The sequence below is a fragment of the Nocardiopsis algeriensis genome (assembly GCF_014203695.1).
Taxonomy (GTDB): domain Bacteria; phylum Actinomycetota; class Actinomycetes; order Streptosporangiales; family Streptosporangiaceae; genus Nocardiopsis; species Nocardiopsis algeriensis.
Genome location: NZ_JACHJO010000013.1, coordinates 9,765 through 35,811, shown reverse-complemented (window position 1 = coordinate 35,811; position 26,047 = coordinate 9,765). Strand labels below are relative to the sequence as shown.

At 73.2% G+C, this 26,047-nt stretch carries 25 protein-coding genes; 6 read left to right on the top strand and 19 right to left on the bottom strand.

The window, feature by feature from the left end; translation table 11 throughout:
- The first annotated feature begins 43 nt into the window (after positions 1–43).
- Positions 44–508 (top strand): RrF2 family transcriptional regulator, encoded by a 465-nt coding sequence (locus FHS13_RS19465; RefSeq protein WP_184293400.1) that lies wholly within the window; start codon positions 44–46, stop codon positions 506–508.
- Between the two features lie 96 nt (positions 509–604).
- Here FHS13_RS19465 and FHS13_RS19460 read toward each other — a convergent pair whose 3' ends face one another.
- The 9 genes from FHS13_RS19460 to FHS13_RS19420 form a co-directional block, all read right to left on the bottom strand.
- Positions 605–961, bottom strand: coding sequence for a helix-turn-helix domain-containing protein (locus FHS13_RS19460; protein ID WP_184293399.1), 357 nt, complete (start codon positions 959–961; stop codon positions 605–607).
- 157 nt (positions 962–1,118) lie between these two features.
- Entirely contained in the window at positions 1,119–1,646 is a 528-nt protein-coding gene (locus tag FHS13_RS19455) for a nicotinamide-nucleotide amidohydrolase family protein (RefSeq protein ID WP_184293398.1), read from the bottom strand.
- Entirely contained in the window at positions 1,643–2,248 is a 606-nt protein-coding gene (gene pgsA / locus FHS13_RS19450; protein ID WP_184293397.1) for a CDP-diacylglycerol--glycerol-3-phosphate 3-phosphatidyltransferase, read from the bottom strand. The genes FHS13_RS19455 and pgsA overlap by 4 nt, the downstream gene beginning before the upstream one ends.
- A complete protein-coding gene (gene rimO, locus FHS13_RS19445) occupies positions 2,248–3,684 on the bottom strand; it encodes a 30S ribosomal protein S12 methylthiotransferase RimO (protein WP_184293396.1) in 1,437 nt (478 codons plus the stop codon). Before rimO ends, pgsA begins: the two co-directional genes overlap by 1 nt.
- A 180-nt stretch (positions 3,685–3,864) precedes the next feature.
- Positions 3,865–4,935, bottom strand: coding sequence for a helix-turn-helix domain-containing protein (locus tag FHS13_RS19440; RefSeq protein WP_184293395.1), 1,071 nt, complete (start codon positions 4,933–4,935; stop codon positions 3,865–3,867).
- A 145-nt stretch (positions 4,936–5,080) separates the two neighbouring features.
- Entirely contained in the window at positions 5,081–7,609 is a 2,529-nt protein-coding gene (locus tag FHS13_RS19435; protein WP_184293394.1) for a DNA translocase FtsK, read from the bottom strand.
- 174 nt (positions 7,610–7,783) lie between these two features.
- Positions 7,784–9,469 (bottom strand): ribonuclease J, encoded by a 1,686-nt coding sequence (locus FHS13_RS19430; protein WP_184293393.1) that lies wholly within the window; start codon positions 9,467–9,469, stop codon positions 7,784–7,786.
- Positions 9,466–10,437 carry a 4-hydroxy-tetrahydrodipicolinate synthase gene (dapA, locus tag FHS13_RS19425; RefSeq protein WP_184293392.1) on the bottom strand — a complete coding sequence of 324 codons (972 nt, stop codon included), beginning with the start codon at positions 10,435–10,437 and terminating at the stop codon, positions 9,466–9,468. The genes FHS13_RS19430 and dapA overlap by 4 nt, the downstream gene beginning before the upstream one ends.
- Positions 10,438–10,875: 438 nt before the next feature.
- Positions 10,876–11,253, bottom strand: coding sequence for a phage holin family protein (locus tag FHS13_RS19420; RefSeq protein WP_184293391.1), 378 nt, complete (start codon positions 11,251–11,253; stop codon positions 10,876–10,878).
- 87 nt (positions 11,254–11,340) lie between these two features.
- Here FHS13_RS19420 and FHS13_RS19415 point away from each other — a divergent pair, with 87 nt between their 5' ends.
- From FHS13_RS19415 to FHS13_RS19400, 4 genes are all read left to right on the top strand, one after another.
- A complete protein-coding gene (locus tag FHS13_RS19415) occupies positions 11,341–11,895 on the top strand; it encodes a GNAT family N-acetyltransferase (protein WP_184293390.1) in 555 nt (184 codons plus the stop codon).
- A gap of 95 nt (positions 11,896–11,990) precedes the next feature.
- Complete coding sequence (locus tag FHS13_RS19410; RefSeq protein ID WP_184293453.1) at positions 11,991–12,863, top strand: 1,4-dihydroxy-2-naphthoate polyprenyltransferase; 873 nt, start codon at positions 11,991–11,993, stop codon at positions 12,861–12,863.
- 68 nt (positions 12,864–12,931) lie between these two features.
- Positions 12,932–13,564, top strand: a complete 633-nt coding sequence (locus tag FHS13_RS19405; protein WP_184293389.1) for a hypothetical protein — start codon at positions 12,932–12,934, stop codon at positions 13,562–13,564.
- Positions 13,557–13,877 (top strand): hypothetical protein, encoded by a 321-nt coding sequence (locus tag FHS13_RS19400; protein WP_184293388.1) that lies wholly within the window; start codon positions 13,557–13,559, stop codon positions 13,875–13,877. The genes FHS13_RS19405 and FHS13_RS19400 overlap by 8 nt, the downstream gene beginning before the upstream one ends.
- 41 nt (positions 13,878–13,918) lie before the next feature.
- On the opposite strand, the gene dapB is transcribed toward FHS13_RS19400, so the two are convergent.
- Positions 13,919–14,662 (bottom strand): 4-hydroxy-tetrahydrodipicolinate reductase, encoded by a 744-nt coding sequence (gene dapB / locus FHS13_RS19395; RefSeq protein ID WP_184293387.1) that lies wholly within the window; start codon positions 14,660–14,662, stop codon positions 13,919–13,921.
- A 76-nt stretch (positions 14,663–14,738) separates the two neighbouring features.
- Between dapB and FHS13_RS19390 the strand changes: the two genes are divergently transcribed.
- A complete protein-coding gene (locus FHS13_RS19390) occupies positions 14,739–15,467 on the top strand; it encodes a VIT1/CCC1 transporter family protein (RefSeq protein ID WP_184293386.1) in 729 nt (242 codons plus the stop codon).
- A 6-nt stretch (positions 15,468–15,473) separates the two neighbouring features.
- Here FHS13_RS19390 and egtD read toward each other — a convergent pair whose 3' ends face one another.
- The 9 genes from egtD to FHS13_RS19345 all read right to left on the bottom strand — a co-directional run bounded on the left by egtD (position 15,474) and on the right by FHS13_RS19345 (position 25,845).
- Positions 15,474–16,448, bottom strand: coding sequence for an L-histidine N(alpha)-methyltransferase (gene egtD / locus FHS13_RS19385; protein WP_184293385.1), 975 nt, complete (start codon positions 16,446–16,448; stop codon positions 15,474–15,476).
- Positions 16,424–17,215, bottom strand: a complete 792-nt coding sequence (gene egtC / locus FHS13_RS19380; protein ID WP_184293384.1) for an ergothioneine biosynthesis protein EgtC — start codon at positions 17,213–17,215, stop codon at positions 16,424–16,426. Before egtC ends, egtD begins: the two co-directional genes overlap by 25 nt.
- Entirely contained in the window at positions 17,215–18,552 is a 1,338-nt protein-coding gene (gene egtB, locus FHS13_RS19375) for an ergothioneine biosynthesis protein EgtB (RefSeq protein ID WP_184293383.1), read from the bottom strand. Before egtB ends, egtC begins: the two co-directional genes overlap by 1 nt.
- A complete protein-coding gene (locus FHS13_RS19370) occupies positions 18,549–19,817 on the bottom strand; it encodes a glutamate-cysteine ligase family protein (RefSeq protein WP_184293382.1) in 1,269 nt (422 codons plus the stop codon). The genes egtB and FHS13_RS19370 overlap by 4 nt, the downstream gene beginning before the upstream one ends.
- 188 nt (positions 19,818–20,005) lie before the next feature.
- On the bottom strand, positions 20,006–21,061 hold the full coding sequence (locus FHS13_RS19365) for an ABC transporter ATP-binding protein (RefSeq protein ID WP_184293381.1): 1,056 nt from the start codon (positions 21,059–21,061) through the stop codon (positions 20,006–20,008).
- On the bottom strand, positions 21,058–22,068 hold the full coding sequence (locus tag FHS13_RS19360) for an ABC transporter ATP-binding protein (RefSeq protein WP_184293380.1): 1,011 nt from the start codon (positions 22,066–22,068) through the stop codon (positions 21,058–21,060). Before FHS13_RS19360 ends, FHS13_RS19365 begins: the two co-directional genes overlap by 4 nt.
- Positions 22,065–22,997: an ABC transporter permease subunit gene (locus FHS13_RS19355; protein ID WP_184293379.1), complete on the bottom strand. Its 933-nt coding sequence runs from the start codon at positions 22,995–22,997 to the stop codon at positions 22,065–22,067. The genes FHS13_RS19360 and FHS13_RS19355 overlap by 4 nt, the downstream gene beginning before the upstream one ends.
- Entirely contained in the window at positions 22,994–24,016 is a 1,023-nt protein-coding gene (locus FHS13_RS19350; RefSeq protein WP_184293378.1) for an ABC transporter permease subunit, read from the bottom strand. The genes FHS13_RS19355 and FHS13_RS19350 overlap by 4 nt, the downstream gene beginning before the upstream one ends.
- Complete coding sequence (locus FHS13_RS19345; RefSeq protein ID WP_184293377.1) at positions 24,013–25,845, bottom strand: ABC transporter substrate-binding protein; 1,833 nt, start codon at positions 25,843–25,845, stop codon at positions 24,013–24,015. Before FHS13_RS19345 ends, FHS13_RS19350 begins: the two co-directional genes overlap by 4 nt.
- Between the last annotated feature and the right edge of the window lie 202 nt (positions 25,846–26,047).

The window sequence follows — 26,047 nt, the reverse complement described above, 5'->3', positions numbered from 1 at the left end:
CTCGGTGCCCTATTCGCCCTTCTAACCACGGCATAATCACAGCATGCGCCTTTCAGCCCGGGTCGACTACGCGTTGCGTGCCGCAGCGGAGCTCGCTGTTGCCGGCGAGGGGCCGGTGACGGCCGATCAGCTGGCACGAGCACAGGCCATCCCCGGAAAATTCCTCGAGAACATCCTCACCCAGCTCCGGCGCGCGGGGCTCGTCCGCAGCCAGCGCGGTCCGGTGGGCGGCTACTGGCTGGCCCGGCCCCCCGAGGAGATCTCCCTGGCGGACATCATCCGCGCGGTCGACGGCCCGCTGGCCCACGTACGCGGCGAGCGCCCCGAGCACGTCGACTACGACGGTGCCGCGCGCAGCCTCCAAAAGGTGTGGATCGCCCTGCGGGCCAGCGAGCGCTCCATCCTGGAAGGGGTCAACCTCCGCCATCTGGCCACCAACGAGCTTCCCGAACAGGTCCGCGTGCTGGCCGAGGACCCCGACGCCTGGGTCAACCACACGCACCGGTAGGGCCCCGGACACACGGAAGGAGCCGGCCACCTCGGGTGGCCGGCTCCTTCCTCACTCTCGGCGATGCCGTGATGTGACAGGACGGACGGGGAGCGCTCAGACTCCCACCATGTCGGGAACCTGGGGAACGCGGTCCGGTACCGGGTCGATGCCGAGTTCGCGGGCGGGCACGGGATCGGCTCCCACCGCCTCGCCCAGCAGCGCGGCCTCCTGCAGCTCGGCCAGCGCCAGCTGGTCGGAGACCTCTCTCAACACCTGCGAGAGCGGGACCCCGAGGGCCCCGCAGATCGACGAGAGCAGCTCGGAGGACGCCTCCTTCTGCCCTCGTTCGACCTCTGAGAGGTAGCCCAGGGAAACACGAGCATCGGCCGACACCTCGCGGAGGGTGCGGCCCTGGTGCTGCCGCAGCTGCCTGAGCACGTCACCAAGTAGGTGACGAAGCAGGACCATCATTCGCGCTCCCTCCCGCCGGTAGCGACCTTCATATACAACACCGTACCTGCCCCACGCCCGATTCGGGCACCTCTTGTCGTCCTGTTCGCTTGAGGGGGAACCAGCTCCCGGACCGATTTTGTTCCCGGGCGAAGCAGGGCGGAACCAGCCAAAAGGCTTAGATGGGGATGTTTCCCGCCACTTCTCCGCGAACTGCGGAGTCCAGGAGCGCCAGTGCTCCCTCGACCGTGCGGTATCGGATACCCGCGCGATCGCCGGTGAAACGGAACAGGCGGACAGCACTCCCTCCTCCCGGGAGGGCGACGGCCGCGTAGACGGTGCCGACGGGCTGCCCGTCCTGGGGCTCGGGGCCGGCCACGCCGGTGACCGCGACCCCGTAGTCGGCCCCCAGGAGGCGGCGGACACCGAGTGCCATGTGCTCGGCGACGTCCGGGTGCACCGCGCCCGAGTCGGCCAGCAGGTCCCGGGGGACCCCCAGCAGGGACGCCTTGGTGTCGGTGGCATAGGTCACGGCCCCGCCCCGGAAGGTGGCGGAGGCGCCGGGGACCGCGGTCAGGTGGGCGCCGACGAGACCGCCGGTCAGCGACTCGGCCGCCGCGCAGGTGGCGCCGCGCTCCAGCAGGGCGCGGTGGACGGACTCCGCGGCGGCCGAAGGCCCTCGGAGGAGGTCCGCCCCCGTGCTCACTCCCCGCTCTCCTTGCGGGCGCGCACCGCCCGGACGGCGTCCCTGACGTAGACGGCACCGGTCCAGAGGGTGACGGCCAGGGCCGCGGCCATGACCGCGTGGGCGGGCCAGACGAGGAGATGCCCCAGCGGCAGCACGTGGAGCGGGAACAGGTAGATGCTGATGGCGACGATCTGCAGGACCGTCTTGAGCTTGCCGCCACCGCTCGCGGGCATGACGACGTAGCGCAGGACGGCGAGGCGCAGCAGGGTGATGCCCCACTCGCGGACGAGGATGGCAGCCGTCACCCACCACCACAGGTCCCCCTGCAGGGAGAGCACCACCAGCGCGGCACCGGTGAGCGCCTTGTCCGCGATGGGGTCGACGATCTTGCCGAAGTCGGTGACCAGGCCGCGCCGCCGGGCGAGCTCGCCGTCGATGCGGTCGGTGACGGCGGCCAGGACGAAGACGGAGAAGGCGGCGAAGCGCCACCACGAGCCGTCCAGGAACATGAACCACACGAAGACCGGCACCATGACCAGCCGGCTCATCGTGAGGATGTTCGCGATGTTCCACAGCGGAACCTGGGGGGCGGGCGACGCCGCGGAATCGTCGGTGCTCATCATTCTCCGGCTTCTCCGGACTGCGGGTCCTCCTGCTCGGCGACCAGGTCGGCACCGACGGACTGGAGGACGGTGGCCCGCACCAGGTCCCCCACGGCCAGGTCCTCACCGTAGAGGATGGTGCTGCCGTCCACCTCGGGCGCCTGGTGGTCGGAGCGGCCCTCGTAGGCGCCCTCCTCCAGGACCGACTCCACCAGGACGGTGACCTCCTCGCCGACGCGCTCCTCGGCGCGCTGGGCCATGAGCTCCTCGGCGAGGCGGTTGAGCCGCTCCAGGCGCTCCTCCACGACCTCCTCGGGCAGCTTGCCCTCGTGGCCCGCGGCCTCGGTCCCCTCCTCGTCGGAGTACCCGAAGACGCCGATGGCGTCCAGGCGGGCCTCCTCCAGGAAGGCGACCAGGTCCTCGAACTCGGCCTCGGTCTCGCCGGGGAAGCCGACGATGAAGTTGGAGCGGGCGCCGGCCTCGGGCACGCGCGAGCGCACGGTCCCCAGCAGCTCCAGGAACCGCTCGCGGTCGCCGAAGCGGCGCATGCGGCGCAGGAGGGTGCCGCTGGCGTGCTGGAAGGACAGGTCGAAGTAGGGGACCACCCCGGGGGTGCCGGTGAGCACGTCGATCAGTCCGGGCCGGACCTCGGCGGGCTGCAGGTAGCTGACGCGGATCCGGTCCAGGCCCTCCACCTCGGCCAGGCGCGGCAGGAGCTTCTCCAGGGCGCGCACGTCGCCCAGGTCCTTGCCGTAGGAGGTGGAGTTCTCGCTGACGAGGAAGATCTCGCGCACGCCCTCGGAGGCCAGCCACTCGGCCTCGTGCAGGACCTCCTCGGGGCGGCGGGAGATGTGCGCACCCCGGAAGGTGGGGATGGCGCAGAAGGTGCAGCGCCGGTCGCAGCCCGAGGAGATCTTGAGGTTGGCCACGGGCCCACCGGTCAGGCGGCGGCGGGGGACGGCGCTCCGGTAGGGGAGCTCGGTGCCGTCGGCCCCCGCGGAGTCGGCGAAGTGTCCGGGGACGTGGACCGAGGCGCCGCCGCGCTCCACCGGGCTGATCGGCAGCAGGGTGCGCCGGTCGCGGGGCGTGTGCGGCACCAAGGGGCGTCCGCTCAGGACGTCGTCGAGGCGGTCGGTGATGGCCGTGTAGTCGTCGAAGCCGAGAACCTGCGCCTCGGGCAGGGCCTCGGCGAGCTCGGATCCGTAGCGCTCCGCCATGCAGCCGGCGGCAACGACCTTGCCCCCGTTCTCGGCGGCCTCCAGCAGGGTGTTGATGGAGTCCTGCTTGGCAGCGTCGATGAACCCGCAGGTGTTGACGAGGGTGACGTCGGCGCCGGTGTCGCCGTCGACCAGTTCCCAGCCGCCTGCGGCAAGGCGTCCGGCCAGTTCTTCGGAGTCGACCTCGTTACGCGCGCACCCGAGGGTGACGAGTGAGACAGTACGGCGCGATGACATGGCTTCCAAGCGTGTGGAGAGGGCTACTGACGGAGCGGGAGGCGGGTCGGGCCGGAGCGGGATCCGGCCGGGCCGCGCGCACGGCGCGGCTGCGGTCGGCGCCGCCCGCAGCCCTCCACATTACCCTGGCCGGTTCACCCGACCGTACGCCGGTGGGCGGCCCGTCCCCCGGGTCGGGGATCACTCCTCGGAGAAGCCGGAGGCGTCGACGTCGACCTCCTTGACCTCGCCGGGAAGGCCGATCGTGCCCAGGTCCCTGCCGTTGACGGAGACGTTGACCGCCCCGGCGTTGGCCGTCCACAGGGTGATGCTCCCGTCCGAGGTGTAGGTGCGGGTCTCGTCCTCCATGATGTAGCCCGTGTAGAGCTCCTCCCCCTCGGAGCCCGTGAGCTGGACCCAGCTGCGCGCGGTGGCATGGATCCGGACCGCGAGCTCGCCGTCGGCCCCGGCCTCCTCGCCGGTCCCGCTCTGCGCCTCGACGGCCTCGGCCTCCGGGGGAAGCACGGTGGTGCCGGTGTTCTCCCCTCCGTCGAGGACGGCGCTGAGCGGGCCCGCCTCTCCCCAGTCCTGCCAGGCGCGGTAGCCGACGAGGACGCTCAGCGCGAACAGGAGCACGATCACGGCCCAGGGCCAGTGCCGCCGGACGGCTCCGGCCCGGCGCTCCCCGACCAGGGCCGGGCGCGGCCCGGAGCGGGCGGCGGCCGGCGGGGGCTCGGGGCGGGCGGCGTGGCGTCCCCGGCTCTCGTAGGGCGGCTGCGCGGCCTCGGGGGAGTTCTCGATCGTGCGCCGGGGTTCGGGGACCCCGGCCGGGGCCCCGGCGCGGTCCGGGTGGCCGCGCACCTCCTCGAGAAGGTGGCTCCGGCGTTCGAAGTGGCCCCATCGCTGGACACCCGAGAGGGGGTCGTCGTGCTCGCCGAGGACGCGGCGTGCCCGGTCACCGCCGTCCTGCCCCTCCGCTCCCGCGCGGACGGCCCGGGCGGCCAGGCTCCGGGGCAGAGGTGCGTAGGGGCTCTCTCCCTCGGCGTGCTCGCGGTCGAACTCCTCCAGAAGGGGCACCGGGTCCAGGTTCAGCGCCCGGCACAGGCTCTTGATGTGCCCTCGGGCGTAGAAGTCGCCCCCGCACGAGGCGAAGTCCTCCGCCTCGACGGCGCGCAGGACCGGTTCCCGGATGCGGGTGCGGGCGCTGAGCTCGGCGACGCTGTAGCCTGCCGCGACGCGGGCGGAGGACAGCACGTGTCCGATCGTCGCCATACGCATTCTCCTCGCGACTGGGTGTGCATTGCTCGTTCCACTCTGCAACGCGTCCCGCGTCCGCGCAGGTCACCACGCCCCATGAGGTGTCCAAGATCCCGCCAAATCGGGCCGAACCCCTCTCGGGCCGGGCATGCCGCCCGTGTCAGGCCCCCCGGATGCCGGCCAGGACCTCGGGGAGGTCGTCGGGTGTGACCAGGACGTCGCGCGCCTTGGAGCCCTCGCTGGGGCCGACGACGTCGCGGCTCTCCATGAGGTCCATGAGGCGGCCGGCCTTGGCGAAGCCCACGCGCAGTTTGCGCTGGAGCATGGACGTGGAGCCGAACTGGGTGGTGACGACCAGCTCGACGGCCTGGAGGAGCAGGTCGAGGTCGTCGCCGATCTCCTCGTCGATCTCCTTCTTCGCGGTCCCGGCGGCGGCGACGTCCTCCCGGTAGCTGGGTTCGGCCTGCTTCTTGCAGTGCTCGACGACGGTGCGGATCTCCTTCTCCGCCACCCAGGCGTTCTGGAGCCGGATGGGCTTGCCCGCGCCCATGGGGAGGAACAGCGCGTCGCCCTTGCCCACGAGCTTCTCGGCCCCCGGCTGGTCGAGGATGACCCGGCTGTCGGAGAGGCTGGAGGTGGCGAAGGCCAGGCGGGAGGGCACGTTGGCCTTGATCAGGCCGGTGACGACGTCGACGCTGGGCCGCTGCGTGGCCAGCACCAGGTGGATGCCGGCGGCACGGGCCAGCTGCGTGATGCGCACGACGGCGTCCTCGACGTCCCGGGGGGCCACCATCATCAGGTCGGCGAGCTCGTCGACGATGACGAGCAGGTAGGGGTAGGGCTCGTAGTCGCGTTCGCTGCCGGGCGGGGCGACGAGCTCCCCGGCGCGCACGGCGGCGTTGAAGTCGTCCACGTGGCGGTAGCCGGAGGCGGCCAGGTCGTCGTAGCGCCGGTCCATCTCGCCGACGACCCACTGGAGCGCCTCGGCGGCCTTCTTCGGGTTGGTGATGATGGGGGTGATCAGGTGCGGGATGCCCTCGTACATGGTCAGCTCGACCCGCTTGGGGTCGACGAGGATCATGCGCACCTCGTCGGGGGTGGAGCGCATCATCAGCGAGGTGATGAGCCCGTTGATGCACGTGGACTTGCCCGCGCCGGTGGCGCCGGCGACGAGGAGGTGCGGCATCTTGGCGAGGTTGGCGACGACGTTGGAGCCCTCGACGTCCTTGCCCAGGCCCACCAGCATGGGGTGATCGTCGGAGGTGGCCGCCGGGGAGCGCAGCACGTCGCCCAGGCTGACGACGTCCTTGTCGGTGTTGGGGATCTCCACACCGATGGCGGACTTGCCGGGGATCGGCGACTGGATGCGCACGTCGGCGCTCTTGACCGCCAGGGAGATGTTCTTGGCCAGGGCGGTGACCTTCTCCACCTTGACCGCCCGGCCCAGCTCGATCTCGTAGCGGGTCACCGTGGGCCCGCGGGTGAACCCGGTGACCTGGGCGTCGATGCCGAACTGGGTGAGCACGCCGCTGAGCGCCTCGACCACGTCGTCGTTGGCGCGGGTGCGCGGCTTGACCGGGCTGCCCGGCTCGAGCACGGCGGGCGGAGGCAGTTCGTAGTCGCCGTCGACCACCCGCGAGGGGAGGGTGAGCTGTTCGGAGACGGCGGGCGGAGGGGTGTGGTCGGGCACGGTGAGCGGTGCCTTGCGGGCCTTGCCCTTCCCGGTCTCCTTCGCCGCCTTCCCCGGTCCGGCCCCGGCGGAGGCCGCGGCGGCCGCGGCGGACTCGGCCTCGGAGAGGACCCGGGTCTCCTCCTCGTCGGTGAGGGCGGGGGCCGGGGGCGCCGCGGGCAGGACGGGGTCGTCGTAGGGGCGCTCTCCGCTGCCGGCGACGGTGGTGCCCCGCTCCGCCCGCGGCCGTGTCCGGCGCCGACGCGGCTTCTCGGGCTCGGCTTCCGCGTCGGGGTCGCGCTCCATGAGGACGCCGAAGAGGTTCTGGAGGCGTTCGGGGATGCGCCGGATGGGGGTGGCGGTGACGACCAGGATCCCGAAGACGAGCACCAGGGCGAGCAGCACCCCGGTGAGCCAGGGGGAGATGACGGCGCTGAGCGGGCCGGAGGCGACGAATCCGATGAGCCCGCCCGAGTTCTGGAGGGCCTCCACACCGTCGGAGGGTCCGGGAAGACCGGAGGCGATGTGGACGAGGCCGAGCACGCCCAGCATGATCGCGCAGGCGCCGATGAACAGCCTGCCGGCGTCGCCCTCGCGCGAGGTGTCGGGCGTGCGCATGAGGCGCACGGCCAAGGGCAGGAACAGCAGCGGCAGGATCGGGGAGACGGTGCCGACGGCGCCGACCACGACCAGGCGGGTGTACTCCAGCAGCGGCCCCTCGCTCTGCCACCACACGGCGGCCGCGACGAGGACCCCGGCGGCCAGCAGGAGGAGTCCGATGCCGTCGCGCCGCAGGTCCGGGTCGAGGTCGCGGGCGCTGCGCCCGACGGCGCGGGCGGCCCCGCCGACGGTGTGCGCGACGAGCTTCCACAGCACGAGGAGGAACTGGCCGAACAGGGTGACCGCGAAGGCGATGGGTCCGTCGGGCATGCGCTTGGCCGCCGCGGGCCTGCGCGCGGCCTTCTTGCCGGCGGCGGGCTTCTTGCGCCCGGAGCCGCCTGAGGAGACACGCGCGGCCATCGGAAGGTCACCTCCAGGGGACGTGGGTTGGGCAGGGGTGCCCGCACGGCGTGCAGCCTACTGGGGGCCGGCGCCCGAAAGGCGTACTCGCACGGCGTGTCGCGCGAAAAGCCGAGCGGCCCGGGACGTGCCCGGGCCGCTCGGCTGTGCTGTGCCCCGAGGAGGCGGTACCGGTCAGACCTCGACCAGGACGGGGATGATCATCGGGCGGCGGCGGTAGGTCTCGTTGACCCACCGGCCCGTGCTGCGCCGGATGAGCTGGCGCAGCTGGTGGGGGTCGTTGACACCTTCCCGGGCCGCCTTGTCGAGCGCGTCCTGGATGCGGTCGATGACGTCGTCGTAGGCGTCCGCGCCGATGCCCGCGCCGCGGGTGTGGATCTCCGGATCACCCAGGATCTTGCCCGTGTTCGAGTCGACGGCCACGACGATGGAGATGAAGCCCTCCTCGCCGAGGATGCGGCGGTCCTTGAGCGCGGCGTCGGTGACGTCGCCGACGGAGGAGCCGTCCACGTACACGTAGCCCGCCTGGACCGCACCCGTGATCCTGGCCCTGTGCTTGTACAGGTCGACGACCACGCCGTCCTCGGCGATGACGATCCGGTCGTCGGGCACACCCGTGAGGCGGGCCAGGTCGGCGTGGGCGCGCATGTGCCGCCACTCGCCGTGGACCGGCATGAAGTTGCGCGGACGCACCATGTTGAGCACGTACAGCAGCTCCCCGGCGGGGGCGTGCCCGGACACGTGCACGAGGGCGTTGCCCTTGTGCACGACCTTGGCGCCCCAGCGGGTCAGGCCGTTGATCACCCGGTTGACGGAGTTCTCGTTGCCGGGGATGAGCGAGGACGCGAGCAGGACGGTGTCGCCCTCCTCGATCCGGATCTGGTGGTCGCGGTTGGCCATCCGGCTCAGTGCCGACATCGGCTCGCCCTGGGAACCGGTGCAGATGAGCACCGCCCTGTCGGCGGGCATCTCGTCGAGCTGGCGCACGTCGATGATGGTGTCGCCGGGCACCGTGAGGTAGCCCAGGTCGCGGGCGATGTTCATGTTGCGGACCATGGACCGGCCCACGAAGGCGACCTTGCGGCCGTGCTTGGTCGCCGAGTCGATCACCTGCTGGACGCGGTGCACGTGGGAGGCGAAGCAGGCCACCACGATGCGCTTGTCGGCCTGCCGGAACACCTTGTCGATGGCCTCGGTCAGGTTGCGCTCGTTGATGATGAAACCGGGCTGCTCGGCGTTGGTGGAGTCCGACATCAGGAGGTCCACGCCCTCGTCGCCGAACCGGGCGAACCCGGCCAGGTCGGTGAGGCGGCCGTCCAGCGGCAGCTGGTCCATCTTGAAGTCGCCGGTGTGCAGGACCGTCCCGCCCGGTGTGCGGATGCCCACGGCCAGCGCGTCGGGGATGGAGTGGTTGACGGCGAAGAACTCGAGGTCGAAGGGGCCGAACTCGCGCCGCTCGCCCTCCTCCACCTGGATCGTCTCGGGCTTGATGCGGTGCTCGCCGAGCTTGGCGGTGATCAGCGCCAGGGTGAGCTTGGATCCGACGATCGGGATGTCGGAGCGCTCGCGCAGCAGGAACGGCACGCCGCCGATGTGGTCCTCGTGCCCGTGGGTGAGCACGACCGCCTCGACGTCGTCCAGGCGGTCCCGGATGTGGTCGAAGTCGGGCAGGATCAGGTCGACGCCGGGCTGCTCCTCCTCGGGGAAGAGCACGCCGCAGTCGACGATCAGCAGGCGGCCCGCGTACTCGAAGACCGCCATGTTGCGGCCGATCTCACCGAGGCCGCCCAGGGCGACGACGCGCAGGACGCCCTCGCCCAGAGGCGGGGGCGAGCTCAGTTCGGGGTGCGGGTGGCTCATACGGATCCCTCCGTGAGACGCTCGACGCGCACGGCGCTGGCCGGGACGGCCTGGTGCGGGGCCAGGCCGATCGGGCCCTTGACGCCCGCGGCGGCCAGGTCCTCGCGCAGCAGCGTCTGGAGCTCGACCGAGGCGTCGGTGAGCGGTGTGCGCACCGGGCCCGAGGGCAGGCCGAACTGGTTGAGGACGGCCTTGGTGGTGATGACGCCCTGGGTGCGGAACATGCCGGTGTAGACCGGGGTGAGGCGGCGGTGGATGGCCAGCGCCTGGGTGACCTCTCCGGCCTCGTAGGCGTCGATCATCTCGTGCAGGTCGGCGCCGACGATGTGGCCCACGACGCTGACGAAGCCGGCGGCCCCCACGGACAGCAGCGGCAGGTTGAGGATGTCGGTGCCGCTGTAGAAGGCCAGGTCGGTGCGCTCCATGACCCAGGAGCTGGCACCGATGTTGTCCTTGGCGTCCTTGTTGGCGACGATGCGCGGGTGCTCGGCCAGGCGGACCAGGGTCTCGGAGGCGATGGGCGTGCCCGAGCGGTGCGGGATGTCGTAGAGCATCACCGGCAGCCCCGTGGAGTCGGCGATCGCCGTGAAGTGCCGGATCAGGCCTTCCTGCGGAGGCTTGTTGTAGTACGGGGTGACGGTCAGGAGGGCGTGCGCCCCCGCCTTCTCGGCGGCCTTGGCCAGCTCGATGCTGTGGCGGGTGTCGTTGGTGCCCACACCCGCGATGATCTTGGCGCGGTCCCCGACGGCCTCCACGACGGTGCGCAGGAGGCGGTCCTTCTCCTCGTCGCTGGTCGTGGGCGACTCGCCGGTGGTGCCGCTGATGACGAGACCGTCGTTGCGCTGCTCGTCCACCAGGTAGGTGGCGAGTCTGGCGGCACCCTCGTAGTCGAGTTCGCCGTCCTCCAGCATCGGGGTGACCATCGCGGTCAGCATCTTGCCGAAGGGGCGGTACTTGGTGTCCATCATGTGTCCTCGGGCTCTCGGTCCCCCGCCGCAGGGCGAGGGGGCCGTGCGTGCCCCTCCTCCTCTCGGTGTGCGCGGCACCGCGCGTGGGCGGTGCCGTCGATATGGCGTAGTGGGCGTGTGACGCCGCTGTGGGGCGGCGTCGGCGTACCTCGTGCGTGTACGCCGGGCGGGGCTCACCGGCCCGCCACCGCGACCGGGGACAGTCGTCGTGCGGCACTGCGGCCGTCCGGTCGCGGAGAGGTCTGTGTCGGCTGCGGGCACCGGCCCGGATCAGCCTTTGTCGGCCACCGTCCTCGTGGGCCGAGGTGGGAGGCCTGTCTGTGAACCTACCCGGCCCGCGTCCCGACCGTGCAGCCGGGACACGGGTCCGCCCGCGGGGAGCGGGCGGAAGCGGGGGTGGTGGAGACGGGGACGCCTCTCGGGGGGACCGTTCGGGGGTCAGTCGTCGCCGTCGGGCAGGAACATGCTGAGCAGCCAGCTGACCACGGTGACGACGAGCGCACCCCAGAAGGCCGGCCAGAAACCGCTGATCGTGAAGGGCAGGTCGAAGAGCCCGGCGATCCACTCGGTGAGCATGAACAGCAGGGCGTTGACGATCAGGCCGATCAGGCCGAGGGTCAGTGCGTAGAACAGGCAGCCGACAGCTTTGACGATGGGTTTGATCACGGCGTTGACCACGCCGAAGATGGCTCCGACCGCCACGTAGACCAGGATCGTCCCGGCCAGGCTGTCGGTGTTGACGTCGATTCCGCTGATCAGGGTGACCGCCGCCCAGACGGCGAGCGCGTTCACGATAACTCTGATAATGAGGCTCACAACGTAGATGTTCCCATGCCGTGGCAAGCTCCGGAAACTCCGGCGTGTCCGCCTCCGGCACGGGAACGCGCTCCGAGGAGGCCTGTCGTGTCCGGTGCACAATTCGTCCGTCCCGCGCGTGTCGCCGATGTCGACACCGTGGTCGACCTCCAGGTGGCCTCCTGGCAGGCGGTGTACGGCGCCCTCCTGCCCGGCGGGGTCGCCGCGGAGCTGGAGGGCGAGCAGGCCCGCGAGCAGTTCCGCGGGCAGTGGACCGCGGCTCTGGAGTCACCGCCCACCTCCCGGCACCGGCTGGTGGTGGCCACCGACCAGGAGGACGGGGAGCGGGTGGTGACGGGGTTCGCCGCGTTCGGTCCCGCCGGGGACCCCGACCTGTGGCCGGCCACGGACGCGGAGGTGTTCGCCCTGCACGTGGACCCGGAGCGGACCGGGGCCGGACACGGCAGCCGCCTGCTGAACGCGTGCGTGGAGCACCTGCTGGAGGACGGCTTCACGACCGTGCACGTGTGGGTGCCCGAGGCCGGCAACGCGCTGCGGAAGTTCTTCGAGTCCTCCGGTTGGCGGGCGGACGGGGCCCGGCGTGAGATCGACATGGGCGAGATCGTGCCGATGGTGCGCCTGCACGCGGCGATCTCCGGCTGAGGCTGATGCGGGAAAGCCTCCTGCCAGGCACTACCGTGGGGTGGTTCGTCGCGGCGCGGGTGGTGCGCCGCCTGTCAACGGTGGAGGACCGGCTCGTGGCCACGGTCAGTGAATGGGTCGCGGGGATGCGCCCCCGCACGCTTCCGAACTCGATCGTCCCGGTGGCGGTGGGCACCGCGGTGGCGGTGGCGCTGGACGGCTTCGTCTGGTGGAAGGCCCTGCTGGCGCTGGTGGTGTCGCTGGCCCTGCAGATGGGGGTGAACTTCGCCAACGACTACAGCGACGGGGTCAAGGGCACCGACACCCCGGAGCGGACCGGACCGACCCGGCTGACCGCCACGGGCCTGGCCACCCCGCAGCAGGTGCTGGGGGCGGCACTGGTCAGCTTCGTGTTCGCGGCCCTGGTGGGCCTGGCGCTGGCAGCCACGACCTCGTGGTGGCTGCTGCTGGTGGGCGCGGCGGCGATCGCCGCGGGTTGGTACTACACCGGCGGACGCTCCCCCTACGGCTACCGGGGTCTGGGGGAGGTCTCGGTGTTCGTGTTCTTCGGCGTGGTGGCCGTGGTGGGCACGGTGTTCGTGCAGATGGGGACCGCACCGTGGCAGGCCTGGGTCGCGTCGGTCCCGGTGGGCCTGCTGTCGTGCTCGGTGCTGGTGATCAACAACCTGCGGGACATCCCCACCGACCGGGAGACCGGCAAGATCACCCTCGCGGTGCGCCTGGGCGAGACGGGCACCCGGCGCCTGTACACGGGCATGCTCGCGGGCGCCTACGCCGTGGCGCTGGCGATGACCCCGTGGTCCTGGTGGGTGCCGCTGGTGCTGCTCTCCGCGCCCCTGGCGGTGCGGCCGGTACGCCGGGTGCTCGGCGGCCAGGTCGGCCGCGACCTCGTCCTGGGCCTGGGCGAGACGGGCAAGCTGCAGATGGTCTTCGGCATCCTGTTCTCGGTGGCACTGCTGCTGGGCTGAGCTCCCCGTGGCCGGTTCCGGCCGGAATCCGTGACCGGGCGGAGACCGCACCGCCCTAGTTTCGGAGTATGGCCACCCCCCGCAAGCCCCTCACCGCACTCGCCGCCGCGGCACTGGCGCTCGCCCTCGTCTCCTGTTCGGGCGGCGGTCCGGGCAACTCGCCGGGCCACGGGCAGGAGGCCGAGGCCCTCCGCCCCGGCGGTTCCGAACCGGTTCCCCCGACCGCCCCGGAGGAGGGGTCCGACCGCGAACCGCCGCCCTCCGCGGACCCCTCCCCCGCAGAGGAACCGGCCCCGGACGCCGACCGGGGATCGGAGACCGTGGTCCTGCACGGGGCCCGCCTGGAGGTGGTGGTCCAGGAGCTGGTCCGCTCCGGTGAGACCGCGGAGCTGACCCTGGTGCTGAGCAACAGCGGGCAGAGCAACTCGCCAACGATGGAGGAGATGTTCGGCGGGACGGAGGAGGGCCGGGCGGACCTGTCGTCGGTGGAGCTGGTGGACAGCGTGAGCGGAAAGGTCCACAAGGTCGCCCGGGACGAGCAGGGCGCGTGCGTGTGCTCCCGCCTGGACCCGCACCTGTCCCTGTGGCCGGGCGACCGGATCCGGGTGAGTGCGACCTTCCGCGCCCCGTCCGAGGACGTGGCGCGGGTCGACGTGCGGGTCCCGTTCGCGGGCACCTTCAGCGGGGTGCCCGTTGCCTGAGTCCGAGGCCCTCGGCGGAATCCGGTGGTGGACCGGCGTGGTCCTGGCGTCCGCGGCGGGTGCCCTGCTCGTGTCGGGAGGGGCGTTCCTGGTCGTGCTCCAGGCCCTGCCGGAACCCCCCGGCGGAGAACCCTCGGCGGAGGCGCCCTCCCCCGAGGAGTTCCCCATGCCCGGAGGCCCTCCCGCTCCGGAGCCCCGCGACCTCGTGCCGGAGACCAACCCCTCCCCCGCGGCCACGGCTCCCGTCCTGGAGCTGGAGGGCGGTCCCGAGGAGCTGGACGCCCCGGGCGGGGAACTCACCGGACAGCGGTGAGCCCCGGCGCTCTCCGGCCGGGGCCCGCGGAGTACGGGAGGTCAGTCCAGCCCGAGCAGGGGCTCCAGGCCGATCGTCAGAGGGTCGGGCAGGTCGGCGACCCTGCGCACGCCCAGCAGGACGCCCGGCATGAACGACGTGCGGTTCATCGAGTCGTGGCGGATCTTGAGGGTCTCGCCCTGGGTGCCGAAGACGACCTCCTGGTGGGCGATCAGGCCGGTGATGCGCAGCGCGTGCACGCGGACCCCGTCCACGTCGGCGCCGCGGGCACCGGGGATCTCGGAGGTGGTGGCGTCGGGCATCGGCTCCAGGCCGGCCTCGCGCCGGGCACCGGCGATCAGCTCGGCCGTGTGGTGGGCCGTGCCGCTGGGAGCGTCCACCTTGTTCGGGTGGTGCAGCTCGATGACCTCGGTGGACTCGAAGTAGGGCGCGGCCTTCTTCGCGAAGTTCATCATCAGCACGGCCGCGATGCCGAAGTTGGGCGCGATGAGGACCTTCGAGCCGGGCGTGGCGGCCAGCATCCCGCGCACCCGGTCGAGTTTGGCCTCGTCGAAGCCGCTGGTGCCGACAACGGCGTGGATGCCGTTGGCGATCAGCCATTCCAGGTTGTCCATGACCGCGCCGGGGTGGGTGAAGTCGACGACGCAGTCGGCCCCCCGCACCTTCTCACGGTCCTGCCCGGCGTCCACGCCGGCCACGAATTCCATGTCGTCGGCGCCCTGGACCGCCCTGACGACCTCTGACCCCATGCGCCCGTCGGCGCCGAAAACTCCTACCTTGAACACGGCACACGAGCGTAGCGGATGTGGCACCTCCGCACGTGGTGGCAGGCACGGAGCCTCCGTGTGTCAGGATCGGCGCATGGCGAAACCCCGACGTGAGGAAGAGACCTCTGCTGCTCACAGCGCCCAGAAGCGGCTCGGTTCCCTGACCAACAGCCTGCGGGCGGGTGTGCTGGGGGCCAACGACGGCATCATCTCCACCGCGGGCCTGGTCGTCGGCGTGGTCGGGGCCACACCCGACCGCGGCGCCCTGATGGTGGCCGGGATCGCCGGAGCCCTGGCGGGCGCCCTGTCGATGGCGGCGGGCGAGTACATCTCTGTCAGCACCCAGCGCGACACCGAGCGGGCCGCCCTGGCGCGCGAGCACCTGGAACTGACCCAGGACCCCGCGGGGGAGCTGGAGGAGCTCGCCCGGATGTACCGCGACCGGGGCCTGAGTCCGGAGCTGGCGCACCGTGTGGCGGTGGAGCTGACCGAGCACGATGCACTCGCCGCGCATGCCGAGGTGGAGCTCGGCCTGACCCCCTACCGGGTGAACCCGTGGCAGGCCGCGGGGGTCAGCATGGCCGCCTTCACCCTGGGTTCGCTCGTGCCCCTGGCCGCGATGCTGCTGGGGCCCGACTCCTGGCGGCTCGCGGCGACCGTGGGCTCCGTCCTGATCGCCACGGGGGCCCTCGGCGCGGTCAGCGCCCGGATGGGCGGGGCACCGCCCCTGCGCGCGGCGGCCCGCTGCGTGCTCAGCGGGGTCTTCGCCATGGCAGTGACCTATGCCGTGGGCACCCTGCTGGGTACGTTCGCCCCGGTCTGACCGCTCTCACACCGCGCGCGAGAGGCCGAGGGAGAAGTCGCCGTCGGGATCGGTCCACCAGTGCTCCGGGGCGAACCCCGCGTCGGCGAGCTCGGCGGCGAGCCCCTCGCGGCGGAACTTGGCCGAGACCTCGGTGCGCATCTCCTCCCCCTCGGCGAAGTCCACCTCCAGGTCCAGTTCCCGCACGTGCACGCGCCGGCCGGCGCGCGAGCGCAGCCGCATCTCGATCCACTCCCGTTCGGGGTCCCACAGGGCGACGTGGTCGAACCCGCCCGGGTCGAAGTCGGCTCCCAGGCGGTGGTTGAGGACGGACAGGACGTTGCGGTTGAAGGACGCGGTGACCCCCTGGGCGTCGTCGTAGGCCGCGACGAGCCGCTCGGGGTCCTTGACCAGGTCGGCGCCCAGGAGGAAGGAGTCCCCGGGGCGCAGGGCGGCGCGGACGGCGCGCAGGAGGCCGGCCCGGGGGCCGGGCTCCTGGTTGCCGAGGGTCGACCCGAGGAGGGCGATCATCCGGCGGCCGCCCTCCTCCCCGATCGGCAGGAGGCCGAGGTGCTGCTCGAAGTCGCCGACGACGGCGTGCACGTCCAGGTGGGGGAGGTCGTCGGCCAGGCGCCGGGCCGAGGCGGCGAGGAAGTCGCCGCTGACGTCGACCGGGACGAACCGCTCCAGCTTCCCGTGGCGGCCCATGGCGTCGATCAGCAGGCGGGTCTTGGCACCCGACCCGGAGCCGAGTTCGACGAGGGTGTCGGCGTCGGCGGCCCGGGCGATCTCGTCGGCGCGCACCTCGAGGACGGCGCGTTCGGCGCGGGCGAGGTAGTACTCGGGCAGCCGCGTGATCTCCTCGAACAGCGCGCTGCCGCGTTCGTCGTAGAACCATTTGGGGGGCAGGCTCTTGGGCCGGGACGTGAGGCCCTCGGCGACGTCGGTGCGCAGGGCCTTGTCCAGGTCGCCGGCGCTCAGGTTGTGGTCGATGCGGAACACGGGTCGCCTCCCGGGGTCGGACGTGTCTGGCGTCGTCGGTCGATCGGTACCGCCTCGGTGCCCTCGCGGGTGGCGGTGACCACCGACCCGTCGGGGATCTCCTCCCAGGCGTCGGAGTCGTCGAAGGGCTCCGACGCCAGGAAGACCCCGCCTCCGGGTTCCCGCAGCGTGTAGAGGGTGTCGCCCGCGGCGGTCGCGGCGATCGACTCCCCGTCGGAGGCCAGGAGGTTGTAGCGGCCCTCGGAGAGCTCGCGGGCGCGGCGCACCGTGTCCGCGAGGGCTCCGGCCAGGTTCCCCGACCTCCGCCACAGGCGCACGGTGTGGCCGAACAGGGGGGCCGAGTCCAGGGCGCCGCGGGCCTCCAGCACGCCGGGCGGCGGCGGGAGGGCGGCGGCCAGCGCCTCGTCGTCGGCGACCGCCCCGTTGTGGCTGAAGAGCAGGCGCCCGGCGCGGAGGGGCTGGGCCCCCGACTCGTCGGATCCGAACCCGGGGGTGGCGTCGCGCACGGCCGCCACCACGCAGCGGGAGCCGAGGGCCCGCGCGGCATCGGCGAAGGAGGCGTCCCCCCACATGGGCATGGCGCGCCGGTACCGCAGCGGCTCGGGCGCGTCCGGCAGGTACCATCCGGCGCCGAAGCCGTCGGCGTTGACGGTCCCGTACCGCTGCTTGCGGGGCGCCCAGGACTGGACGTGCAGCGAGTGGGGCGCCGCGTACAGGAGTTCGTGCAGTGTGCGCGGCGGTCCCAGGTAGGCGAGGTGCCGGCACATCAGTCGGTGTCCGCGTCGCGTGCGCAGCGGAATCCGCTGAAGATCTGGCGCCGGACGGGGAGGTCCCAGTTGCGGAAGGTGGAGCGCGCCGCGACGGGGTGGGTGGCCCACGAGCCGCCCCTCAGCACCTTGTAGCCGTCGTCGAAGAAGACCTCGGAGTACTCGGGGTACGGAAAGGCCCGGAACCCCGGATAGCCGGTGAAGGTGGTGGAGGTCCACTCCCACACGTCGCCGATCAGCTGCTGCACGCCCAGCGGCGAAGCGCCCTCGGGGTGGCGTCCGGCAGGTGCGGGGGCCAGGCGGCGCTGCCCCAGGTTGGCGTGGCCGGGCCCGGGCTCGGTGTCGCCCCACGGGTAGCGGCGGGAGCGACCGGTGGCGGGGTCGAAGCGGGCCGCCTTCTCCCACTCGGCCTCGGTGGGCAGCCGCTTGCCCGCCCACGCCGCGTAGGCCTGCGCCTCGTGGTGGCAGACGTGCTGCACGGGCTCGTCGGGCGGCACCATCTCGCGGCGCCCGAAGCGCCGCCGGGACCAGCCCCGTTCCTCCTTGCGCCAGAAGGCCGGCGAGGAGGCGCCGGTGCGCTCCTTCCACTCCCAGCCCTCGGGGCTCCACCAGCGGCGGGTGTCGTAGCCGCCCTCCTCCATGAACCGCTGGTACTCGGCGTTGGTGACGAGCCGGGTGTCGATCCGGTAGGCGGGCAGGTCGACGGTGACGGCCGGGCGCTCGTTGTCGTAGGCCCAGGCGGTGTCGTCGGTGCCCATGGTGAAGGGACCCGCGGGCACGAGCACCTCCGGTTCCGCGGGCGGGTGCAGCGACGTGACGGGGGCGGGCTCCTCCAGGAGCACGGGGGTGCCCCGGCGCAGCTGGTGGGTGGACAGCATGGTCTCGCTGTGCTGCTGCTCGTGCTGGACGACCAGGTGGTAGACCAGGCCGCGGGCGGCCAGGTCGGGCTCCTCCGAGCGCTGCTCGGGCACGGCGATGTCGATCTCGTCGAGGATGTCCAGGACCTCGCGGCGGACCCGCTCGTTGTAGCGGCGCGCCTCCTCGGGGCGCAGCAGCGGCAGGCGGACCCGGTCGGCCCGCGAGTTCTCGAAGGCGTCGTAGAGCCCGTTGATGTCGGGGCGCAGCGCCTCGCGCCCGGCCAGGGCGCGCAGCAGCCACAGCTCCTCGTAGTTGCCGACGTGGGCCAGGTCCCAGACGAGGGGCGACATCAGCGGTGAGTGCTGGGCGAGCAGCTCGTCCTCGTCCAGGACCTCCAGGGTGAGGGCGTTGCTGCGGCGGCGGCTCCGGTCGAGTTCGGCGGCGATGCGTTCCTTGGCTCGGTCCTGTTCGCGGCTCAACGTGTGCCTCCACGTGTGCGGCTGTCGGTGCGGGCCGGCCGCGGTGCGGGCACCTGCGGCCGGGTGTCGGCGGGGCAGAGGCCCCGGCGGGTGTACTGCTCGGCGTAGGAGTCGGTGAGGACGGCCAGCGACGCGGCGCCCATGCGGGGCAGCGCCTCGACCGCCGCGTCCAGGCAGGTGCGGGCGCACGCGCCGACATCGGGGTCGGCCGGGCCGAGGCGGGCGGCGCGCAGCGACAGGACGCGGTCGGGGAGGCGCCCGCCGCACAGGCGCGCGGTGGCCTCCTCCGCCGCGGCGCGGGCGTGCGGGTCGTCCAGGAGGGCGGCGGCGACGGCCACGGGGACCGGCCACCACCGCTGCGGGAGGGCGTCGATCATGCGCACCTCCCACCATCCGCGCGGTCGCACGGGCGGGAAGAGCAGGCTGGCGTGCAGTTCCAGGTCCGCACGGGCGGGCGGGCGGGCGCCTCCGCCGGCGATCCACTCGGCGAGGGTGATGCCCGGGTCGACGGTCCAGGCACCGCCTCCCCCCGGTTCGGCGGGGATCGCCAGGACGTCGGCGCCCAGGAGGTAGCCGGCCCAGTCCGCGGCGGGATCGGAGGAGGCGGTCGGCCCCGGGACGGGGCGGGTCCGGTCGGCGTCCATGCCCGCCCACACGGCCCAGCGGGTGGACTTCCAGCCGGTGGGGCGGCCGCGCCAGAAGGCCGAGTTGGCGAAGGCCGCCACGAACACGGGTCCGAGCCGGTGCAGGAGCTCCCAGCGGGCGCGGACGTCGTCGGCGTCGGCGCCGGTGTCCAGGCACACCTGGAGCGAGGCGGTGCTGCACATCATGGTGGTCCCGCTCGGTCGGCTGCGGCCGGTGAAGAAGCGGTCCATGGACGTGTAGCGCGAGGTGTGTCTCTGTCTGAGCGGACCGCGCAGGGGGTCCAGCCCGCTCTCCCCGAGCACCAGGCCCTCCTGGGCCAACGCCTTGCGCACGTGGCCGATGTCGGCGGCCAGGGCCTCGTGGGTGCGGGCCGGGCCGGGCAGGGCGGGCGAGCTGAGTTCGACCTGGCCGCCGGGTTCGAAGGACAGGCGGCTCCCGGCGGGAGGGGGGCCCGCCTCCTCCAGCAGCGCGGCGAGGCGGTCCAGGGGCACAGGGGCCGACGGGTCGGCGGTGTCGGTCACGAGCCATTCGGTCTCGGCCCCGACCTTTCCCGGGAGAGCGGGCCTGAAGCAGGTCCCGCGGGCGTACTCGTGGACGTCGTCCACGGTCAGGTCGGTCATGGTCGCTCCCCTTCCGCTGCCGGGACCGGCGTCTCACAGACCCTGCCCAGGGAACAGCGGGGACGAACGTGCCGAACACCACCCCTCCCCGTACGTGACCCGTCCCGCCGCCTCCGATGCGCGCCCGGCAGGCGCCGGCCCGGGCGGGCCCCGGTTCCGACGGGCGCGGGCCCGGCCACCGGCGGAGGTCAGGCTCCGCCGGTCCTGAGGGCCCTTCCGGCCCTGCCCTCCTCCGGACCCAGGTGGCAGGCGGCGCGGTGGAGGGGGCCGGAGGCGGCCAGGACGGCCGGGTCCTCGGCGCGGCACCGCTCGGCCACCGCGGCGGCCCTGCCCGAGGCCAGGGCCGGGCAGCGCGGATGGAAGCGGCAGCCCGGCGGGACGCGGCGCGGGTCCGGCGGTTCCCCCGGCAGCGGCGCGGGCCGCCCACCGCGCCCCGGCAGAGCCGACAGCAGAGCGCGGGTGTAGGGATGGGAGGGGTCGGACAGGACGTCCTCCGTTCTTCCCGTCTCCACCACGCGGCCCAGGTACATCACGGCGACCCGGTCGGCGATGTTCCACGCCAGGCCCAGGTCGTGCGTGGCCACCAGTGCCGACAGCCCCAGGTCGGCGCGCAGGTCCAGGAGCAGCCGCAGGATCTCGCCGCGCACCGAGGCGTCCAGGGAGGCGACCGGCTCGTCGGCGACCAGGACCTCGGGTTCCAGCACCAGGGCCCCGGCGATCACCACGCGCTGGCGCTGTCCACCGGAGAGCTCGTGCGGGTACCGGGACAGGAAGCGCTCGGGCGGGCGCAGCCCCGCGAGGGAGAGCGCTCGGCAGACCCGCCCGACCTCGTCGGCGGTCGTGCCCTCGTGGATGCGCAGCCCCTCGGCGACGGACTCGTGGACGGTACGCCGGGGGTTGAGCGACCCCGTCGGGTCCTGCTGCACCAGCTGCACCCGGCGCCGGTAGGCGCGCAGGCCGCGCGCACTGCGGTCCAGCGGTCTGCCCTCGAACACCACCGCGCCCGCGGCGGGCCGCTCCAGCCCGAGCAGGGTGCGGGCCAGGGTGGTCTTGCCGCACCCCGACTCCCCCACCAGGGCGACGATCTCCCCCCGGGCCAGGTCGAGGTCGACCCCGTCGACGGCGCGGGCGGTGCCGCCGCGAGCCCCGCGGAGGACGACCCGCAGGCCGCGCGCGCTCAGGACCGGCTCCCGGTCCCCGCTGCCCTCGGCCCGGGGTGGCGGGCCGGTCTCCGTCGCGCTCAACGCACACCCTCCCCCGTCGTCGGCCGGGCCGGGCCCGCGTGCACACACGCGGCGCGGCGCGGGGGGCCTCCGCTCTCGCGCGGCTCCACCGGCAGCAGGGGCGGGTCGACCGTGGCGCACATCGTCTCCGCGACCGGGCAGCGGGGCCGGAACACGCATCCGGGGGGTGGAGCGGCCGGGTCGGGCGGGTCGCCCGGCAGGCCCCGGGGGGCCAGGCGCGAGGCGGGGTCCCCCACCCGGGGGAAGGCCGCGCCGAGCGCGGCCGCGTAGGGGTGCGCGGGCTCGTCCACGACCTTCCGGGCGGGACCCTCCTCGACGATCCGGCCCGCGTACATGACCGCGAGCCGGTCGCAGGTGTCGGCCAGGACGCCCAGGTCGTGGCTGATCATGAGCATGCCGATGCCGCGCTCCGCGACCAGGCGCCGCAGGAGGTCGAGGATCTGCGCCTGGATCATCACGTCCAGGGCGGTGGTGGCCTCGTCGGCCACGACCAGGCGCGGTTCGCACGCCAGGGCCATGGCGATCATGACGCGCTGCCGCTGCCCGCCGGAGAGCTGGTGGGGGTGGTCGCGGGCCCGGGAGGCGGGCAGGCCGACCTGTTCGAGGAGCTCGGCGACCCGGGCGGGCGCCCGCCGGGCGGGGACGGTGCGGTGGACCAGCAGGGGCTCGGCGATCTGGTCGCCGACGCGCCGGACGGGGTTCAGCGCGTGCATGGCGCCCTGGAAGACGATGGCGGCCCCGGCCCAGCGGACGGCGCGCAGGCGGCCCCAGCGCATGGTCAGGACGTCCTCGCCCTCCAGCAGCACCCGCCCCCGCGTCCTGGTGCCGGCGGGGAGCAGGCGCAGGAGCGCCAGGGCGGCGGTGGACTTTCCGCTGCCGGACTCCCCCGCCAGGCCGAGGGACGCACCGGGGTCCAGGGACAGGTCCACGCCGCGGACGGCCGGGACCTCGCCGGAGCCGGAGCGGTAGGTGACGTGCAGGTCGCGGACGTCGAGCAGGGGGGTCAACGCGGCTCCCGGGGTCGGGCTTCGAGGACCGCCTCCAGGGCGCGTCCGCACAGGGTGAAGGAGAGCGCGACGGCGGCGATGGCCAGACCGGGCGGAATCATGTACCACCAGATGCCGGAGCTGATCGCCCCGGCGGTGCGCGCCGCTTCCAGGATCCCGCCCCAGGAGACGGTCGTGGGGTCGCCCACGCCCAGGAAGGCCAGGGTGGACTCGGCGATGATCGAGGTGGCCACGAGCAGGGTGGTCTGGGCGAGCACGACGGGTGCGACGCCCGGAAGCACGTGGTGGAGCATGACGTGGAGATGGCCGCCGCCCAGGGCCCGCGCCCGTTCGACGTAGGGCCGGGACTCCACGGCCAGGGTCTGTGCGCGGACCAGGCGCGCGGTGGCGGGCCAGACGGTCAGGCCGATGGCGAGGACGACGGTCGCGGTGCCGCGCGGCAGCACGGCGGCCAGCGCGACCGCCAGGACCAGCGTGGGCAGCACGAGGAACCAGTCGGTGACGCGCATCAGCGCCGCGGAGAGGACCCGCCCGCCCCGGCCGCCGGAGGCGCCGAAGTGGCCGGCGGCCACCCCCACCAGGGTGCCCAGGACGACGGAGACGGCCGTGGCCAGGAACCCGACGGCCAGCGAGACGCGCGAGCCCCACACCACCAGGTCCAGGACGGAGCGGCCGAAGTTGTCGGTGCCCAGCGGGAACGCGCGGCCGGGCGGCTCGTAGGGGCTGCCGGGCGCGCCGGTGACGGTGAGTTCCCCGGGCTCCACGAGCAGGGGCGCGGCCAGGGCGAGGACGACGGTGCCCAGCAGGGCGGCCAGGCCCGCCATGCCGGCCCGGTGGCGGGCGTAGTCGCGGGCCAGGCGCAGCAGTGCCTCGCGGCGGCGCCGGCGGGCCGGGGAGCGCCGCGAAGGTACGGCGGTTCCGGTGCTCACGGCCGCACCCTGGGGTCGAGGAGCGGATAGACGAGGTCGGCGAGCAGGTTCATGAGGATCACCGAGGCCGCGAACAGGACGAACAGGCCCTGCACCAGGCCGAGGTCGGGGACGCGCAGGCCGGAGTAGAAGAGCTGGCCCAGGCCCGGCCAGGAGAACACCGTCTCGACGAGGATCACGCCGGAGACGACCTGGCCCAGGTTGAGGAAGACGAGCGTCACGGTGGGAAGGAGGGCGTTGGGCACCGCGTGCCTGCGGCGGACGAGGGCGTCACGCAGTCCCTTGGCGCGCGCTGTGGTGAGGTAGTCGGCGCCCCTCTCCTCCAGAAGGGAGGAGCGCATGATCATCAGGTACTGGGCGTAGACGACGGCGGCCATGGTCGTGACGGGCAGCACCATGTGCCGGACGGTGTCGAGGACGGTCCCGCCCCCGGCGGGGTCGGCCATGCCGCCGGTGGGGAACAGGCCGGGTGTGATGCCGCGCCCCGAGGCCAGCAGGACGATGAGCAGCAGTCCGAGCCAGAACGTGGGCACCGACCAGAAGAACAGGGCGACGGCCGTGTGGGCGCGGTCGGCGGGGCTGCCGGGCCGCCATCCGGCGCGGGTGCCCAGGAACAGGCCGAGCGACACCGCGACGGCGGTTCCGGTCCCGGCGAGCAGGAGCGTGGGTCCCAACCGGTCGAGGACGAGCTCGGTGACCGGTTCGCGGTACTGGAACGAGGTGCCGAGATCCAGGCGCAGCAGGCCGAGGGCGTAGTCGGCGAACTGCTGCCACAGGGGCTGGTCCAGGCCGAACTGGCGGCGCAGCTCCTCGCGCTGCTGCGCGCTGACCTCGCGGCCCTCGGTCATGGCGCGCACGGGGTCGCCGGGCAGGATGCGGAAGAGGAAGAACGCGGCGACGACCACCGCGGCCAGGGAGGCCAGCGCGGTGGCCAGGCGCCCCGCGACGTGGCGCAGTGCCCGCCGCAGGCCGCCGGTGTCCTCCCGGCCCTCCCGCCGCGGCGCGGCGGGGTCGCTCACTCGCGGTCCTCCTCGGTGGCCTTGCGGTGCAGCAGGACCGCGGTTCCCGCGGCGGCGGCCAGCAGGGCCGCGGCGCCGATCCCCGCCCGGGCCACCGGGGGGAGCCCGTCGCCGGAGGCGCCTCCCGTCCAGGCCGCGGGCCGGGCCGACCAGAGCGCCCAGTAGCCGTCCTGTCCCCAGATGTTGCCGCCCGGGTCGGGCTGGACCTGCACGGAGGAGGGGTCGATGTGGTCGGTGCGGTAGGCCTCCCGGATGTCGGGGTAGGCCAGGACGTTGACGACGGCCTCCCGGTGGAGGATGCGCTGGAGGTCGCGGACGATCTCGGCGCGCCGGCCGGGGTCGTACTCGCGCAGCTGGGCCTCGTAGAGCTCGTCGTACTCCTCGTCGCAGAAGTAGGCGTCGCCCTGCATGGTTCCGGGTTCGAGGGGCAGCGCGTCGCAGGTGTGGATGCCGAGCACGTAGTCGGGGTCGGGGCTGACGGTCCACCCGGTGAAGATCAGGTCGTACTCACCGGCGTGGAGGGCGTCGCTGAGCACACCGGGGTCGACGGTGAGGTTCTCGACCTCGATGCCGATGCCGGCGAGGCGCTCGGCGACGATCAGCCCGGCGTTGACGTTGTCGGGCCGGTCCTGGTGGACGTGCATGCGCAGCCGGAGCCGGTCGCCGTCGGGTGAGACGCGCACGCCGTCGGCGCCTCTCGCGTACCCCGCCTCGTCGAGCAGGGCGTCGGCGGTGTCGGGGGCGAAGTCGGGATCCGTCTCGCCGCCCTCGGGGGCCCAGTGGAAGTCGGTGTAGCGGGCGGGGATGTAGCCGCCGGCCGCGACGGCGCGGCCGCCGTGCGCCTTGTCAACGATCTCCTGGTTGTCGACGGCCATGGCGATGGCGCGGCGCAGGGTGCGGTCGGCCAGGGCGGGGTGCCCGTCGCCGAACTCCTCGCCGTCCCGGGTGCGGGCGCCGGGGTTGACCGTGAAGGCCTGGAACCGCTTGCCGTCGGCGAAGTTGACCGCGATGTCCTCGGCTCCCTCCAAGGAGGTGGCCTGGGCGTCGGTCAGGTCGGGGACGAAGGAGACCTCGCCGCCGCGCAGGGCCTCGACGGCGGCGTCCTTCTCCGAGTAGTAGCGGAGGACGATCCGGTCGAAGCCGGGGGCGCCCCGCCAGTGGCCGGGGTTGGCCTCCAGGGTGATGGAGCGCCCGCGTGCGTGCTCGGTGAGGACGAACGGTCCGCTGCCGACGGTGGGCAGGTCCTCGCCGGTGTGGCCGGCGAAGCCCTCCCCCTCGCGTTCCAGGATCGGCTCCCACACGTGGCGGGGAACGATGGGGACGTCGAGCGAGGTCATGGTGGCCTGGGGCCGGGCGAGCTCGACGACGACGGTGTGGTCGTCGGGTGCGGTGACCTTCTCGAACCCCGCGACGTAGTTGCCGCCGGCCACCGCGGCGGCCTCGTTCTCCATGACGGTGGTGAGGGTCCAGACCACGTCGTCGGAGGTGAGGGGCTCGCCGTCGCTGAAGACGGCGTCCCGGCGCAGGTGGAAGGTCCAGGTGAGGCCGTCCTCGCCGGTCTCCCAGGACTCGGCCAGGGCCGGCGCGGGTTCGCCGCTCCGGGGGTCGTTGGTGAGGAGGCGGTCGTAGACGTGGCCGAGGACGGTGGTGGTGACGGCCAGCTGCGCGGTGAAGGGGTTGAAGGAGTCGACCTGCTGGGAGACGGCCACCGTGAGGGTGGAGACGGTGCTGTCGGCCGCCGCGGGGACGGCGGGGGCCGCGATGAGCAGGGCCGCCACCGCGACCGCCGGATGTCGGGCGGAAGCCGCCGGGGGAGGGTGGTGGATCATGTCGGCACCTGTCGGGTTCGGGGTGGGGGCGTGTGCCACCGAGGGGGTTGTTGGTTGTCTACCAACGGACAGTGATGTACGTCAATGACTTTCGTGGCGCGGCGTGACCGGACAAGTGCACTGGGAATTCGGCGCAGGTCCTGCTTTCCGCAGGTGGAGAAAGGTGTCAGCCGTAATGCGCTCGTATTGGCAGTGTTTCCCG